This is a genomic window from Exiguobacterium sp. QJM3NY_9, assembly GCF_056173545.1.
Map to the genome: position 1 here is coordinate 341,857 of NZ_CM149679.1, position 16,876 is coordinate 358,732.

Here is a 16,876-nt window from a genome sequence, read left to right on the forward strand (position 1 = left end):
TTTACTTAAACAAGTCGATTACATGTTGTCGTTTCAATTGATCGTGTAAGAACTGATTTCGATAGGAACGTAAACACGTATAACAACTCGTATCCACATCACACGTGCAGTTTTGAATACTCGTTCGAACATGATCCATGATTTCTGGTAGCTTATGACTAACTGCTTGAACGAATCCAGCTCCACCTGGAACGTCATCGTATAGAATTAAATCATATGTGCTAGTCGATGCTTCATAATGGATGACCCCACCTAAATTATCCTCATTGATTTGTAAGAGGAAACTTGTAGAACGAATCAACGCAAATAGTAAGGAATAGGACTGGTACGATTCATAGAGACGGATTCCATTCGAAAATCGGAAGGATAGGCGTAAGACATCCGTTGTGAAGTGATGGCCAAGTGAAACGGGTGCTTGATGGACGGTCATCCGATGATGCGAACGACAGGTTCCGTTGAAAGGAGTTTTATGAGTTTTTTTCCCCTCGACTTGTGTGCCACATGTCGAACAAATCCAGTACTGTTGACCTTTATTATCATTGACGACAGAGAGCGTTCCATAATGGGAATATATATAGTCGAGTTCATAACGATTCCCTTCTAAATGAATGGGTTCTGGTGTCTGACTCTCTCCATACTCTGCAAAGAAGACACGCGAACCAAATGCTTTTTCTGGTCGCCGCTCCGTACTGAGAGGCTTGGCTTTTCCGTAAAAGCCGAACTTCGGAATGGCATAATATTTAACTTGAAGTGGCTCTCCGCATTTTTCGCAGTCCATCTCGCGGTCATCGTTAACACCATACTTACCGACATAACTATATTTATTGCAGTGACGACAATGTGTATAGTGATGTACTGGCAATTGCTTGCCTTCAATCAACTTCACACCTGTGGATTCGATTAACATCCCATTCGCGACTAACTTACTACCTGGCGCATATTCAGAAATCGCTAGTTTCAAATCACGTTGTAAACGCAGTTTCGAACGATAGTCTGAATCGAGCAGTTTCATTTCGACCGTATCGACAGGGAATCCATACTTCGGTAAAAAACCTTTCGAAGAGAGAAAACCGATCAATTGCTCTTCTTTAAGTGTCGTAATCATTTTTCCGTACGAATCCACTCTATTTCGTTGAGCAGATTGCTCCTCATAAATTGTATTTAAGCTTTCGATATCTGTTGCGTACTGTAAGGAAGCAGTCCAAAAGGCTTCTTCCTGACTGTCAACGACATCAATCCAATCCCAATTTTCGATTCCAAGATGTTTTTGAAGAGCAACTGGAACGATAGAGAAAAGTTGTTGTTTCAATAATGCCGGATGTGTCTTTAACCACTCGATGAACGCTTCGTGTCCTTTATCACCCGATTCTTCTAGTCGGTAAAAGCGCTCACAATTACCATAAAAGTGTGATTGCTCCTTAAAGAATAAAGATAGCGCGGTCGCATGAATATGACGACGAATGATTTTTTCGTTATCGATTGAGAATATCGGTGCTTTGACGTCGCCAGCAATCATACTTTTCGGATTCTCGAAATAGGTTAAATCATGCGATTTCTTTTGAGCAAATGTTAAGGCAAATGCGGCAGCAGACGAACTTCGTCCGGCGCGACCAGCCCGCTGGATATAGTTACTTGTCTTCGGAGGTACGTTGCGCATGAAGACGGATTCTAGACTCCCGACATCAATCCCCATCTCGAAGGTCGTCGAACAAGATAAAACATTGATTTCTTTTTTGATGAATTGATTCTGATACTCTTGTCCGAGACGATTTGATAGTTGGGCCGTATGTTCTTTGACGACCATATCAATCGGAAGCATCGTCTGGTACATTTCTCGATAATGTGCACCTTGCTCGAGTGTAGTAATTGTAGTCTGTTCGAGATGCCCCTTGCAGTTGCGTGTTTTACAGATACCAGCATCGTGTGTATGAACTACCTTACAAAGCGTGCAGACATAGAGGTGTTCTGGGATATACGCGTGAAAATGATTTGCCTGTAAAACCCAACGTTCAGACTGATTCTTCTCAGAGTCGTAATGATCAAAAACTTTATGAAGCGGTGATTTTGGATTAACAAGTACTTTATTAAATAAATTCATGAGTGTGTTTTTGATACTTTCTGTCGTATAAGGAATCTCATAGCGGTCATAATACCGCTCAAACCATTGCAAAAACACATTTGTTCGTTCGGGTACGAAATTCTTTATATACGTCGTTGGATGACCACCGGTTGCTACGATGCCATAAACATGGTCCTTCGGCGCTAGTAAAACGTGTCTTCGATCTAAATCTTTTGAAATTCCGACGATTGCCTGAAGACGTAAATAATAAAAGATGGTCATTAAGAAAGACCAAGCATGTTCAGGTTTGATTTGCATCTGTTTTGAGATGATGGTTTCGAGCTTTATTTTATCATCCGAATCTAAAGGTAAGTCGAATCCAATCATTCCAAGGTTCTCTAATGAAAAATCATCATCACTTAAGATGAATTCACGGAAAAGTCGAAGCTTGATTTCTTGATCAACCGTCAAATCATCAAAAAGATGAATCGAGCGCGCACCACTTAGATGGAGGGTAAGGTTTTTCCATTCCATGATAGAGACGGTGTCAGTCGTTCCTTGAATGGCGCGCCAAAAGTAAGAACGCCACAGATAATTACGATATGTTCGATCCAAGAAAGGTGCAAAGAAGGCAGCATCCTGTCGAGAATCGGAAAAAACAATCAAGTTCTGAGTTTCATATGTTTCTTTTTGCTCTTCTATCACGATAGGTTCATCGCTGTCGAACCAATCATCTTCGATAGCATTGTTAGCTTGTCCAGTGGATGTTGTTGGATTCCCATAGACAAGTTCTTGATACAGTTGGGCTGCGAGTGCTGAAGTTACACCATCTGCTCCGGTATAAAAACGACGAATCGCATCAGTACGATGGGAAGGAAGACCACATGACATACAGGACGCAGAATGTTCAGAAATATCAATCGTTGAAATCTGACGAAGAGGAACATCACATTCGCAAGGTAAATAAGTCTCAGAAGCAAACCTTGTTTTACCACAAGACGGACACCAATCCTTTTGAGAGATGGTTGCAACTGGCTCGTCTTCTAAATCAGAAGACATCCCATCAGTCGATTTAAAACAAAACATCGTGTTCAAGACTTTTCCGTTCGAGCTTTGGGGTACGAGTAGACCGGAATGAGGGGAGTGTCCAAAACAATGTACTTCTCCACAACGGCGGCAGACACCCATCTCATAAATAGGATGACCAGATTCGGATTTATACTTTGGAAATAGATGGAGCTTTTCTTGTGGATGAAATTCAAGATAAGCACCTTCAAGAGCCCGGAAAAAAGTATGATATTTAGCTGGTAGCAGTTTGGGACGAGCTTCATCTTGGACGAGCGTCGCGATATCAATCAGTGCGATTAAACGCTCGATTGCATCTTCTCGCTTTAACTCCGAGAAGATTTCATCTGCTAAATCAATCAACAGATGGACATCACTCAATTTTTTGCGTAAGGTATGCAACCGTCGATCGTGTGCGAGTAAATCATAAATCACCTGTTTAGGATGCCCTGAGTAATCTTTTAGATAACCATAGCGTTTTAAGTCGGGTAGACGATTTTCGGCATAACAAGTCTGTAATTCAAGATAAATCGTCGAGTCAGGTAGTTCGATTGCTGAATAGAGTTCGTCGTAGTCAATCCGTTCAGACATGACCAATTGCCCTGCTTCTAACGAGAAAGCTTGACCAAACAGTTTACTTGCGAATGACATGACATCTCTTTTTGCTTGTTCGGATGATCCGAGTGTCGCAGAAGTAGCGATGAACTGTAAAGGCGATTCATGCTCTACTTCGGTCTTTAATCGTCGAAGCAGCATAGCGACTTCAGCACCTGTCGCACCATCATACGTATGTGCTTCATCCAAAACGACGAAACGCCAATTTTTCTTAAATCGTCCTGAAAAAAGGGTGTTATCTTCTGGACGCATCATCAAGTACTCCAACATCGCATAGTTCGTAATCAGGATGTGTGGTTGATTACGACGTATTTCTTCACGTGACAATCGTTCATTCGGAAGTGGATTTTTTTTATACTGTGCCTTGTAAGATTGAAGAGCATTTATTTTCTTTTCTTCTGTTTCACCAGTAAATCGACCAAATGTGATTTCTGGCGTATCTTTTAACAGTTCACGAAGACGATCAAGTTGGTCATTAGCAAGTGCGTTCATCGGATACAGCAGAAGCGCACGGACACCGTCTGTCAGAACGTTTGCTTCGTTCTGTTCGAGAAGGTGATTAAAAATTGGTAACATGAAGCTCTCTGTTTTACCAGACCCGGTTCCAGTAGCGACGACAAAGGATTTTTTCGTTTTAGCGAGACGTATGGCACGTTCTTGATGACGATATAAACGAAACGTATCTCCACCAGGCAAGAAACGTGCGATATCTGGATGGACGATATTTTCTTGAATTAGCTCTGTGATCGTTTTACCAGGTTTATAAGGGAGCGTTGCTTCTAGATAGGGACCCTTTAAAAACTGATTGTTAAGACGAAGGATTTGTTTGAACTGTTCGTGCAACGTTTGATTATTGATCTTAAAAAAAGATGTCAAATAATCCATGTATCGATTTTGGAGACGGGCAGTGGCATTTATCGGATGAATACTCATGTTCGTTCCTCCCAAGCGGTTACAAGATGATAGCTGTCGTGACTTAAGTCTTTAATAGATACAGCTGGAAGACCTCTTAGCTTTTGATTGATTTGTTGTTTAGCACGTGTGTTTAAACGAGGTGAAAGCCCTAAAGCCAATAGTTTTGTTCGTAAAGTAATATAAAAGAGTGTCGGAAATTGATTCATATTGACACTTATCGGAAACTCTCGTTCATTAATCAACTTTTGTACCTTGAGTGGAAGCTTGTCCGCCTTAATCCATTTTTGAATTTGAGAGTCTGCCCACTTAAGCTCACTCTCAATATGCAGTTTATATAAGATGACTTCGTTCGGATCTTGATAAAAACGATCATCGAGATAAGGATTGCAGCTATCAATGATGTTGAAATCAAGAGGATGTAAATTTTCAGGGTTAAATCGTTTGAATTGCTGACGTAGTGCATGTCGGTCAGATAAATTTAGCTGCGAGAACGTCCTTAAGTGACCAAATGACTCATCGGTGAGCCTTGTCGTTCCAGTTTTTGTATAGAATGATTGTTGGTGTTTTAATGGCCATAAATAGATACTGAAGGCGTCGACCCAGTTTTCCCATGAAACATGATTCGTATCGATTGTAGCAATTGTTAATTCTGCTAGCTTTGAAGATTCTATAATTCGTTTTAATAGGAACGGTTGGATGTCGGTGAGCTGTTGAAAATAGGCTGTTCCATACGTATTCAATTTATGGATGAAAGATGCCCAATTTGTTTCGTCTAATGAATGAACTAAAGAGATTAGTTTTTCGGTGGATAACGCCCTTTGCAATTTCGGGAAGGTGATGACATCGTCATCGCTCCCGAACCAATCTGTCTCATCCTTGATTCCATTGACAATGACGTCGTGGTCAGAAAAGGGACTCAGGCAGAGATGATTGGAACCTTGAGGTAAAATAAAGATTGCTTCATTTTCGACTAAGCTATATGGATGAAAAACTTTGAATTTAATATCATACTCAAGTCGATGTTCCAGATGGATAGTGAATGATTCATCCATGTGGAGTAAAGGGTGAAGCTCATCTGTAAAATGACAAATGAATTCGGATTGATCATTAATAACGAGTGTGATGCTGCCAGATTCGAAACGTTTTAGTACATGATGGCAAATGTTAAGGGAGATGACATTCGTATAATAATTACGTTTAATCGAAATTGGTATCTGTTCAGATTTTTTTGAGTTACTAACGGATAAATAAGCATGAAGAATTTCTTGTGATGGATAAAGTCTAGTGATTCGGATTGAGATATCATCTACTTCTTCTGGTGTATATACTTTACCGACACCGTTTTTAGAGAGGATTTCATATTCGAAAAATACTTTATTGAAGTCGACACTATAAAGAGGGTGACCAGCAATTGTGAATGTCAAAGGTGTAGACGCCTTTAAGTAATCATTCGATATATCAATCTTCTGTTCTTTTGAACTGAATGTCTTTGTCGAAATACGAATTTTTTGAAGATGTCGTGAGGAAAAACGAATATGATCTTGATAACGTCGATAATAAAAATCTCGTGGAAAAAGTACGAAACTTAAATTGTAAGTATGATCTTTATGTTGATCTTTTAGATGTAAGGTAACCCGTTGTAGTAAATTCCGATTAATATTTAATTTTTGCAAATCTAAAATCAAATCTTCTCCTTGTTGCATCAAGCCGTCTGAAAATTGTTCAAAGGTGAAGGGTGAATTATTGACCTGTAAAGACCAATTTAATAAATTCTGAAAACTTTCAAGGTCATGGAATCGTAACTTTGGAAATTCCGCATAATGCTTTTCGGTCGAGTAAAAAAGTGGTGGTGTATCTAAAGTGACTTCTACTTTTGACGTTGTGACGAATTGTTTTCTGATGAAACCCTCTTCTGATTGGAAGTAAAGTTCGGTATCACTTTGAATCGAAAAACGTTTATATTCAAAACCACTCCAAGACTTATGAGAAACAGGTCGATAGGATTCATTCGTTGAAAAATTCGATGGTTTGACGATAACCACTTCTGTTCCAGCTTCAACGTAGTTTCCTCGTAATAAATCATAGTGACTCGTCTCTAACTTTTGCTTGAAGTAATAGGGATAAGTTGATGTTAATTCGTAGACTTCTTCTTCTGAGTCAATCATCAGTGTTAGTATTTTTTGGCTTGGAGAATAATCAATTTCAGTATCAACAGGGTGAAAACGAACTGAATGCTCAGTAGCTTCACGTTGACAAGGAATCGTTTGATTTCCAATCATCCAATAGGCACGATGAGCATTTTCTCGTTCAACGATAGGAAGCTTAAGACGTGGACGGTGACGCACTTCATCCCAAAAAATAAATTGTCGCCGAGAATGTTTTTTTCGTTCTACCTGAGCAATTTTTTGAATTGCCTTTAGATTTTTATGCATATAGGGTGGAAAGGAACTAATTGTTCGCTTTTCCATGAAGAATTCTTTTAAGCGAAAAAGAGGTTCTGGATTCCGTAAACTTTGTTCGATATAAAGGAGGATTGGTTTTTTTAATTGATCTGACCATTGCCATTGTCCGTTCATAACTTGACGAATGGCACTGGGTAATTGTCTTCTTTGTTCAATCACTTGGCTAATAAAATAATTGTATATATTTTCTAAAGCATAAATTGAAGTGACACCTGAATGGATTAAAGCCGTGAGATAGTAGCGTCGATGATTATCCACAGATCGATAGATTGAGTTTCGGAGTAGAGCGATGTCCATTTCTTCTTTCCAATCATTAACGAAATTGCCGTTTACTGAATAGAAGTTAGCAAATAATGTCCAAAACCCTGCATCTTCCTGATTTAGCGCGATAGTCGATGTAGCAAGTAAACAAGTGAAGGGGTAATGACTCCAAAGCCTGTTTACAATACGACGGCTTGAATCATGCCATCTACTTTGAAATTGTTTATTCATCCATTTCTGAAGTGCCACGATGTCTTCACTTTTTAAAGGAAGTTCATGAGCGAACTGGAGGTCATGCTCCTGCCAGTAAGAAGACCACTCCGCCTCCTTCTGAGAAACGTGAAATTCCATGATGAAATCCTCCTTCTCAATAAACTACATAATGTATATATATTTTCTATAAATATCTAAAAAAACCTTTTTATTTTCCATCCATAATTAAAAAACTGTTCACACTTAATATACCATTATAATTTAAATAATGTAATATTAAGGTATTTTAGATTGTGGATTTTCTAAAGTAATTAAGTAGTAAAAAGTATTGACCTAAAGTTAGAAAATCATTTATTGGGAATTAATTGATAAAGTAATATTGAGTTGTAAATATCTTTGCTTTTGTAATGAAATCGAATTTCTAAAAAACTAAAAATATGTAAAAGAAGAAGGTAGAAAGAAAAATGATGAAAAAATGGATTTCATATTTACTTTTAATAGTTCTATTAATCGGTTTTATTCCTGTGGAGAAAGTTGAAGCAGCGGTTGATGTAACGAAGCCTATTTTTGAAAGTCTGTCGGTAGATAAAAAGGACGTGAAGGTCGGGGAAGAAGTGACGATAACGGTCAAGGCGAGTGATGCTGAGAGTGGGATCAAGCGTATCATGATATTTTATAAAGTGCCCCAGACTGATAAATCGGAACTCTTAAATATGAGTTACGATAGTGAGAAGAAAGTCTATGTTGCGCGTCTTATGATGACGGGAGATAAACCGTCAGGTGTGTGGAAGCCAAGCTCTCTATACATCGAGGATAACGCTGGGAATGAAGCGTGGTTTTATTCCTCGAAGGGAGTATTCGATGAATCGGGCGACTTTACGTTGTCCGGCACTTCTGCCGATGTAACAAAGCCCGTTTTTGAAAGCCTGTCAGTAGATAAAAAGGACGTGAAGGTCGGGGAAGAAGTGACAATAACGGTCAAGGCGAGTGATGCTGAGAGTGGGATCAAGCGAATCATGATATTTTATAAGGTGCCCCAGACTGATAAATCGGAACTCTTAAACATGAGTTACGATAGTGAGAAGAAAGTCTATGTTGCGCGTCTTATGATGACGGAAGATAAACCGTCAGGTGTGTGGAAGCCAAGCTCTCTATACATCGAGGATAACGCTGGGAATGAAGCGTGGTTTTATTCCTCGAAGGGAGTATTCGATGAATCGGGCGACTTTACGTTGTCCGGCACTTCTGCCGATGTAACAAAGCCCGTTTTTGAAAGCCTGTCAGTAGATAAAAAGGACGTGAAGGTCGGGGAAGAAGTGACGATAACGGTCAAGGCGAGTGATGCTGAGAGTGGGATCAAGCGAATCATGATATTTTATAAGGTCCCCCAGACTGATAAATCGGAACTCTTAAACATGAGTTACGATAGTGAGAAGAAAGTCTATGTTGCGCGTCTTATGATGACGGAAGATAAACCGTCAGGTGTGTGGAAGCCAAGCTCTCTATACATCGAGGATAACGCTGAGAATGAAGCGTGGTTTTATTCCTCGAAGGGCGCGTTTAACAATTTAGGTGAGTTCAATCTAAACGATTATCAAAACGACAAAATACCGCCTGTATTCAAGTCACTATCACTCAGCCAATCGTTTCTTGACCAAGCACAGCCCCTAGAAATAAAAGTTAGTGCAGTGGATGACACGAAAGTAAAAGGTGTCAAGGTAACATATCAACATAGTCCTTCTCAGAAGGAACAAGTCGTTACACTTTCTCCTTCGACAGAGGTAGATGAATACCAAACATCTCTTCAACTGACTGAAGGCTTAGATGCTGGTGAATGGAAGATTAGTTCTGTTGAAGTGGAAGACTTAAACGGAAATAAAACAATTGTGACCGAAGGATTAAGCAGCCATACATTTACGGTATTTAAACGAATCGAGCCACTAGCTAACACATTCTATACAGAAAATACATCCTTAACATACCGAACAATTTCTGGAGATCTTTATATCGGACCAAAGGCTGTTGCGACGTTAAACGGAACTACTGTCTATGGAAATGTGTATGTACTTGGAGCGATGCGGATTTATGGTGGCGTCCGTGTCACTGGGACGATTTATGCTAATAGTTTTAGCTACGGTTCAGGTTCGCTTTACCAAGGTGGAGTCGTCATGAGCGGCAGCAATAGTGTATCGAGTATGACGGCAAGCAATAACCCGCTAAATAAAAATCTGCCATTTAAACTTTATGAAGACCCGATCGTCGAAACGGATGGGAAAGTCACGTTTTCTGGTGCTACTGTTCCTGTAGTCGATGTGACATTGGAAGGTGAAAAATTAAATATTAACTCCGATGGAACATTCCGTGTCAAAGACTATCCAATTGGAACAAAGCGTCAGTTGGACTTTTCGTTCCGTGACATTTTCGGAAATACATGGACTAAATCGTACAGTGTTTTAGATCGTTCGAAGCCTGTTGTTACCTCTTCGTTATCGAGTGGAATCTATACTGAAGGAGAGCAGGTTGTCTTAAGTGCGACAAAAGGTGCAAAAATTCACTATACATTAGATGGATCGACACCTACATCAGGGAGTCCAGTGTTTACTGATACCATTCCACTTAAAAATAGTATGACTATTAGATATGTCGCCATTGATGCACTTAATATTCAGTCGGACATCAATAAGCAACAATTCTATACGTATAAAGTAGATTCTTTCTTAGAAGAATCGAGCACGCTTAAAGGGCGTGGCGCTAACGGAATGAGTGTTACCGTTTTAAAAGAAGGAAAAAGTGTCGCAAAAACCGTCATAGGTGCTTCTGGACAATTTGAATTAAAGCTGGACCAACAAAAAATCGGCACACGGTTAGCTGTTAAAGTTGAAATCGACGGTCTAATCAACGAGGAGTATAGCTTCGTGGTAGAGGATCATGTCCCACCAACGATGAAACTCCCACTCGAGACAACGGACGATGTCCTTCAGCTCAAAGGGGAGTCAGAAGTAGGCGCGACGATCACGATTTACGAAAATGAATCGAAAGACAAGCAACTTGGTAAAGGGACGGCCGGAGCGGACGGGAAGTTCAGTATTTCATTCGAACGTCCGCAAGGAAACGCGTTGTATGTCGTCGCGACCGATGCTTCTGGGAACGTGAGTAAGCTACAGAAGGTGACGTTGAAAGATGTGACGGCACCGGCGAAACCAGTCGTCGATCAAGTGACCAATCAATCAACACGCATCACAGGGCAGGTGGAGCCTGGTGCGTACGTCACACTTCTCATCGGAAAGACAACGGTCGCATTGACGGCCGATCAATCGGGACGATTCGCTCATTCGACAACCGTTCTTCCTGCAGGTACGGTGATTCGCGTCAGTGCAACAGACGCTTCGAACAATCAGAGTGAGCAGGTCGAACAGCGGGTGAGTGACGTCATCAAACCGGTCATTTCCGGTGCGACGAAGAAAACGATCGACGTAGGGCAAACATTTAATCCATCTGATCGCGTGACGGCTACTGATGAAACGGACGGAAACTTGACGAGTCAAATCAAGATTACAGGAACCGTCGATTCGAAACGGGCAGGCAGCTATACGTTGATCTACACCGTGACGGATCAAGCAGGTAACGTCACGAAAGTAAGCCGCGTCATTACGGTCAAGGACACGATCAAGCCGGTGATCAGCGGGGTGAAGAGTACGACAGTTGCTCTGAATCAAAAGTTTGATGTACGAAAAGGCGTATCAGCCAAAGACAATGTCGACGGGACGTTAACGAAATCAATCAAGGTGAGCGGTAGTGTCAACAGCAAAATCAATCAAGTACAAATCGTCGTTTAACCCGATGACGGGTGTACGTGCGACAGATAACCTGGACGGTTCTTTGACGAAGAAGATAAAAGTCAGCGGAACCGTCAATACGAAAAAGAAAGGTTCCTATTACCTGACTTATCGTGTCTCGGATAAAGCAGGGAACCTGACGAGCATAAAACGTAAAATTATTGTTAAATAAGCAAGTAAAACAAAACACCTTTCAAAAGTCGCTTGAACTGCTCAAGCCGACAATGAAAGGTGTTTTTTTGATGGTGTACAAGTTGTTTATCGTGTGTATGCCTTAGACATATTCAAGCAAAGTCGGCTTAATTTCCATCTCTTCAAGCGTCGTCCATAACGATTCCATCGCCCGGTCGGCGTCTTGATAGAAATGACGGCCACGGACACGCCAGAAGTTCCAACCTGCTCGTTCCAAGACTTTTTGCCGGAACATGTCTGCTTCATACGCATCCGGTCCATGCCAGCGTTCGCCATCACATTCGACGGCAAGACGATTGTGTTCGCCTTCGACGACAAGGTCGATCCGGTAGCCATTGACCTTGACTTGTGGCGTGACGAGATAGCCACGAGCGACGAGGCGACGGTAGACGGCTTCTTCGAACGGGGAGTCGAAGCGATGTTTAATACTCTCGAGTGAAGCTTGGTCACCGAGTGGATTTTGACAATAACCAAGTAATTTATAACGCATGCAGTTGCTATTGCCGATATCGTTCAACGAGACCGAATGGAACAGAATCATTTGATCGCGGGCACGACTCGCTGCGACATTAAAACGTTGACTATCCGTTTCCTTCGTCATCGCCATGAAGCGTTTATTCGGAGCGACGACCATCGACAGCAGCATGACGTCTCGCTCGTCGCCTTGGAACGTATAGGCATCCCCGAAACGGACGTGATGTTTCATTAACGTCTCGATTCCGATTTCAGCCGTCGCGATCCGTTCGATTTGGTTCGCTTGGGCGTTTCCGAGTAAAGAGACGACACCAAACGTCCGCTCTGCGTAAATCGGGTCCTGCATCATCTGCTTGAGATCCGCGACGATGGCGCGTGCTTCCGGCAAGTTGATTTTATCCGTCATGCGTTCGTCGACATAACCGTCACTGACGAAGTGACTTTTGACGGCGGGACTGAGCCGTTCCGCGCGTTGCGGCAGACGAAGCGGGACGATTGTTCCTTCATAGACATGGGCATTGCTGAAGCCGATGATTTCCGGTACACAGCGGAAGTGTTCCCGTAGGCCGACCTTCGTACTGAACTTGACCGAGGCCAGCGAATACAGACTACTCGTCCCATCGAACAGCGTCATCGTTGGATCATCCCCGAAATAAGTTTTCCGTTTCTCTTCGACGTTATCCCGGTTATCAAAACTTGTCGGACTGATTTGGCGATCATCGCCGACGATGATGGCTTTACGTGCCCGTGACAGGAGCGAGATGGCATCCATCGTGCTTTGTGAACTCTCATCAAAGATGATGACGTCGAACAAATCACTCGCTGCCTTGAACGATTCAAGGACACGGTTGACAGGCATGATCCAAACGGGAATCGCATCCTGCGCCTGCATCATCTGTTTGGCCGCTTCCTTTCGGTAACGGGAGGCGTGTTTCCCTGTTCCTTTCCCGACTTTACGAATCAAGGTCGCCCAGCTGTTGAGTTGTTCCTGCTTCGAAGGGGTCATCCGTTTAAGTTGTTCCTTCCACGCGAGTGTCGCACAGAGGCGAGCGACAGTTTGACCTTCCTCCTGTTCCAATCGATACAAGTGATCCCGCTCATCGGCATCACTTAAGTCGTCGAGGCGGCTTTTGACATAAGCAAGGTGCCAGGCGTCACGCAGCTCGAGGGCGTGGAAGGTCGGGGCACTGTTTGTTCGCAGTGCCGTCACCCAGTTCGGTGCAGCCTGTTCGAGCAGGTCGCTGAGCTCCTGCAGACGACTCGCGCGATGCTCGTTCGTCTCTAAGAGTCTGAGTTCTTCATAGACTTCCGTATACTGTGACGCATCCCATGCACGAATCGCTTGCATCACCCGTGCCGTGATCGGGTGCGTGAATTCGGTATTCTCGAGTGTTGCGAGCCAAGCTTGCTGTTGGTGATCCAGTTCGTCGAGGCGTTCGAGACGGAACAAGACTTCGAGGGCATGTGTCTGTGCCGTCAACCAGTCTTGCTCATACGAAAACGTCGCTGTCGCATAGACTGCTTGAAGCGGGCGGACGACTTCTTTAAAATGATTAAGCACTGCATCGAGCTTACGCATGACGTCAAGCGCCTTCCGGTATGTCGTTAAAGAAACGACTGGAATCTCGATGGCATGGTGAGCGAATCGGTGGGTAAACGTCCGCTCGAGTTTCCGTAGCTCTTCCGTATAGGTCAGGTGCTCAAGCAACAGCGTGACATCTTCTGACTGGGATATTTTTTTCCCGTCAATCGTCACCTCGTCGAGGATGACCGTATAGTTCTTCCGTTTCGTCCATTTGAAGAACATCCCGTTGACTTTATTTGCTTCGAAGAGTGGGACGAGTTCGGTCGCGAGCGAGAAGAGGTCGACGTCCGTCGTCGGAAGCGAGAAGTCATGCAGTGAGACGGTCCGTTCGAGTCGTTCGATTTCACGCAATGTCTGTTCGAACTGGGCACGTTCTCGCTCCAAATCTTCTGCGTCAGACGGATGGGCTAGCCAATGGCGATACAAAGTATGTGTCCAAGATTCAAGTGTCGGATACGTTGTAGAAGCTTGGTGTAACCAGTCGAGCGTCTGCACCTTCGTCTCTTCTGACGCAGGGCGCATCCAATCGACAGGGGCAGCTTCCGCTTCAAGCGCGCGTAAGACCGTCACTTCTTGGGCAAGTTCTTCAAAGCGGCGTGGTTCCGAGAATGCCGTTCGTGCTGGACGGCGCCCGAGGACCTTCAATTCAGCAAGTGCTTCCTGGTCTTGCATCAAAGCATAAAGTTCCTGAATGTCTGGTGCGCTGAGCGGAATCGTTTCCGTCAGGATCGGCGTCGGAACCAGTGTCTGCGTCGGGGATTGACTGACCCATTTTGCCCACTCGAGAGGTGTTTTCGTTTCGCCTCCGATCGCGAGGCTCTCATGCTCGAGGACGGCTTGATCAATCATCGTCCGTCGTGTTTTTGCGATATCCCGTCGAATCGATTCAAGATGCTCGCGAATCGTCGTCGCACGCTGTGCAAGTTCTTCGGCGGATGTCTTGTTAAGATACGTTGATATCCCGTGGAGGGAAGTCTCGGTCTGCTTGATGGTCTTTGAATCGGCCCCGAGAACAGAGACGGCAAGTTCACGGATTTCAGCAGGTAACTTATCACGTAGAACGGTCAAGGCATGTTCTTTTTCACTCGTGACGAGGACGCGTTTTCCGTGGGCGAGCAGGTGCGAGATGAGATTCGAAATCGTATGACTTTTCCCTGTTCCGGGAGGTCCTTGAACGACGACACCTGCATTGTTGCTCAACTGTTGCAAAATCCGCTTTTGTTCTTCGTTGTAGGGGAGCGGGAACAGGATTTCTTCCCCGACAGCTGTCCATTGTGGGCGGTCCTGTTGATCGAGTGCCGCAATCTCCGCATCATTCGATGTGAAAAATTGTTCGAGTGCAGGAGAAATCGGCAACTCTTCCTCGATGGCTTGTGCCAGGTGCTCATGTTCTTCGACCCAGCCGTGATTTGATTTTGGTCGGCGGTAAAGTCGGACGCTTGGCATGACATAGACGTCAGCTTCTTGACCGTAAGCATGATCCGCATGTAACAGGCGTAATACTTGTTCGCTTCGTTCTTTCACCTCGTCTGTGCTCCATGGATTGAAGTCAAAGGCATGGTCTTCCTTGAAGTCGAGTTCATATTGTGAAAGTTCAGCCTTCATCCAGACCGAATCCCAGTGCAACATATCGAGTTCAAGTTTTGAAGGCGTTGGCGTCGTCTCGATCCGGAAGACGCTTTTCTCCGTATCGAACTCAATCACGGCAGGGCGAGCGAACAAGGGACGTTGTATGTAGTGCAAAGGCCAATGGAGCATGCCGAATGTCCAGACGATTTCATGTGTGTCATTATCGGTCGACTGGAATTGGTACATCCGGTACATGAGGTCATATAGGGATTGAGCTTTTTCGTGTTGGCGTTTTTTGTCCTTCCAGTCCCGGACTGCGAGTTCATAGGTCGTCCACTGCTGACGTAATTCTTCAGGGAGTGAAGCCTTCGGTGTGATGTCCTCACCACTCTGTACAGTCCAGTCGTTCAATCCGCTCGGAAGGGCAGGACGGCTGACGGAGAAGGCAGGAAGAAATTTCACTTCGACGACGGTCTGTCCGCTGTCGTCGGACGTCGCTTTGACGTTCGGATAGTCCATCATCGTCTCTTCTAAAATGCTTGTATATGTTTTCGTATCACGCTGCGTCTTCAAACCAAGTTTTTTAACAGCAGCCATGAATTGGAATAAGTTAATAGCTTTTGACCGGGTAGTGCTCATGGCATGAAAACTCCTTTATATAAAAAATAAGGTTAGGAAATGGGGGCAAATTCTTATAAGAAATGATTAATTCCTAATTTTAGGACACTCTTAGTATACAGTGAAAATATATTAGAAAGTAGAGAAAATACTTTGAAAGCAATAGAAAAACGTCGGAAAAAGCATTAAAAAATTGTGAAAATGGATAAATAGAATATAAATAGGTTTCTAAGATTGTAAAGTTATGAGAACGGTATTGGAGTAGAGAAAGGAGTCGACGATGAGAAATTCAGATATATTTCTTGATCGAATTCATTCGATTGAATCTATACTTCGCGAAGTGACAACTTCTAGCGATGAAGTTCCTTTTTCACGATTGATAGACAAGGCTAGTGAGAAAAATGCAATGATTAGACAAAACGCATATCGTTTAAAAACATTTGGCAAGTTAAGAAATGCAATTCAGCACGGGACAGGCTTCGGTGCAGAGAAGATTGCAGAACCGCATGAGAGTATCGTTCGAGAAATAACTGAGATTGAACGAAAATTGAGATTTCCAAAACGCATGGAATTTTTCTTTAAGTCAGTATCCTATTTAAGCGTTACCGATACGATGAGTACGATGTTAATGCGAATTAATGAATTAGAATATTCACAGTTTCCTGTATTTGACGAAGATGGCCGTTTTGTTGCACTTGTCACGGAGAGTGGTATTACGAATTGGCTCGCACATAAAGTGGAGGAAGATATCATTTCCTTCGAAGAAATTAAAATTAAAGAAATTATGAAGCATGATGAACGTACTTATACGTATCGTTTCATTGCGCGAACAGAAAACATCTTCGAAGCCAAAGAATATTTCATCCGAGCGGCTAGTAAGGGAGAAAAGCTCGAGGCATTGTTGATTACGGAACATGGAAAATCAACGGAGCGCCTACTAGGTATCGTAACTCACTGGGATTTAGTAGAGTTCCGTTAAGAGAATTCATTTTATTTCCTCGACAATGAAGAG

General features: G+C 43.1%; 6 protein-coding genes. 3 read left to right on the forward strand and 3 right to left on the reverse strand.

The window, feature by feature from the left end; all coding sequences use genetic code 11:
* Position 1: 1 nt before the first annotated feature.
* Both AC0VYQ_RS01810 and AC0VYQ_RS01815 read right to left on the reverse strand, forming a co-directional pair.
* A complete protein-coding gene (locus AC0VYQ_RS01810) occupies positions 2-4,672 on the reverse strand; it encodes a DEAD/DEAH box helicase (RefSeq protein ID WP_475404106.1) in 4,671 nt (1,556 codons plus the stop codon).
* Positions 4,669-7,728 (reverse strand): hypothetical protein, encoded by a 3,060-nt coding sequence (locus tag AC0VYQ_RS01815; protein WP_475404107.1) that lies wholly within the window; start codon positions 7,726-7,728, stop codon positions 4,669-4,671. Before AC0VYQ_RS01815 ends, AC0VYQ_RS01810 begins: the two co-directional genes overlap by 4 nt.
* 326 nt (positions 7,729-8,054) lie before the next feature.
* Between AC0VYQ_RS01815 and AC0VYQ_RS01820 the strand changes: the two genes are divergently transcribed.
* Positions 8,055-11,426, forward strand: a complete 3,372-nt coding sequence (locus AC0VYQ_RS01820) for an Ig-like domain-containing protein (RefSeq protein WP_475404108.1) — start codon at positions 8,055-8,057, stop codon at positions 11,424-11,426.
* Positions 11,386-11,598: an immunoglobulin-like domain-containing protein gene (locus AC0VYQ_RS01825; RefSeq protein ID WP_475404109.1), complete on the forward strand. Its 213-nt coding sequence runs from the start codon at positions 11,386-11,388 to the stop codon at positions 11,596-11,598. The genes AC0VYQ_RS01820 and AC0VYQ_RS01825 overlap by 41 nt, the downstream gene beginning before the upstream one ends.
* A 102-nt stretch (positions 11,599-11,700) precedes the next feature.
* Here the strand turns inward: AC0VYQ_RS01825 and AC0VYQ_RS01830 are convergent, their stop codons facing one another.
* A complete protein-coding gene (locus tag AC0VYQ_RS01830; RefSeq protein WP_475404110.1) occupies positions 11,701-15,885 on the reverse strand; it encodes an AAA domain-containing protein in 4,185 nt (1,394 codons plus the stop codon).
* A gap of 259 nt (positions 15,886-16,144) precedes the next feature.
* Between AC0VYQ_RS01830 and AC0VYQ_RS01835 the strand changes: the two genes are divergently transcribed.
* Complete coding sequence (locus AC0VYQ_RS01835; protein ID WP_475404111.1) at positions 16,145-16,843, forward strand: CBS domain-containing protein; 699 nt, start codon at positions 16,145-16,147, stop codon at positions 16,841-16,843.
* Positions 16,844-16,876: the final 33 nt, after the last annotated feature.

Bases quoted from the DNA above. Each gene is read 5' to 3' on its own strand.
- AC0VYQ_RS01815 (WP_475404107.1), bottom strand. From the start codon at position 7,728: ATGGAATTTCACGTTTCTCAGAAGGAGGCGGAGTGGTCTTCTTACTGG.
- AC0VYQ_RS01830 (WP_475404110.1), bottom strand. From the start codon at position 15,885: ATGAGCACTACCCGGTCAAAAGCTATTAACTTATTCCAATTCATGGCT.
- AC0VYQ_RS01820 (WP_475404108.1), top strand. From the start codon at position 8,055: ATGATGAAAAAATGGATTTCATATTTACTTTTAATAGTTCTATTAATC.
- AC0VYQ_RS01810 (WP_475404106.1), bottom strand. From the start codon at position 4,672: ATGAGTATTCATCCGATAAATGCCACTGCCCGTCTCCAAAATCGATAC.
- AC0VYQ_RS01835 (WP_475404111.1), top strand. From the start codon at position 16,145: ATGAGAAATTCAGATATATTTCTTGATCGAATTCATTCGATTGAATCT.